This window comes from Tsukamurella sputi, from assembly GCF_007858445.1.
Lineage (GTDB): Bacteria > Actinomycetota > Actinomycetes > Mycobacteriales > Mycobacteriaceae > Tsukamurella > Tsukamurella sputi.
This window is the reverse complement of sequence record NZ_VIGV01000253.1, coordinates 1-505: the sequence shown is the minus strand read 5'-3', so window position 1 is coordinate 505 and position 505 is coordinate 1. Positions and strand designations below refer to the sequence as shown.

Below are 505 nucleotides of genomic sequence, written 5' to 3'. Positions count from 1 at the left end.
GCAATCTCAGCACTGGTTGCCTCCATATTTGCGTGAAAAAAGAGAACCTAATAATCAAACTCTATTAGAACTAACCATGATCGATTTATTTCCGCAAGAGACAATGCAGCGATTAGCCGTTCAGTTTGGCTCGAAATTTAAGTTACTAAATGAAGAGGAGAGGGTGGCCTTGGCGATTGCAAAAATTGAAGGAGTTGTAACGCATACTCGTCTACAGGCGATTAGTACAAGTCATTCCGTCGATATTTCTCGTAACTTACAACATTTGGTAAAAGAAGGCTTTCTAAATAGTACCGGCGGTCGTGGAGCTGTCTATACATTAAGTGGAACAGAAGTACTGAAGCCTGAGGATGTGTTTGATAATACACATCGTCTCAGCACTGTAATTAATGAGGGTAGCTCTGTAATTAATGAACAGAGCACTGTAATTAATGAGGGTAGCTCTGTAACTAACGAGGATAGCTCTGTAATTAATGGGAGAGATGACTTAGGAAAAAGCAATCAA

The 505-nt window shown here is 40.0% G+C and carries 1 protein-coding gene; it reads left to right on the top strand.

Going from position 1 to position 505, the window contains the following annotated elements:
• Positions 1–505 (top strand): hypothetical protein (locus FK268_RS26315; RefSeq protein WP_205124555.1); only part of this gene is annotated, 505 nt, incomplete at both ends.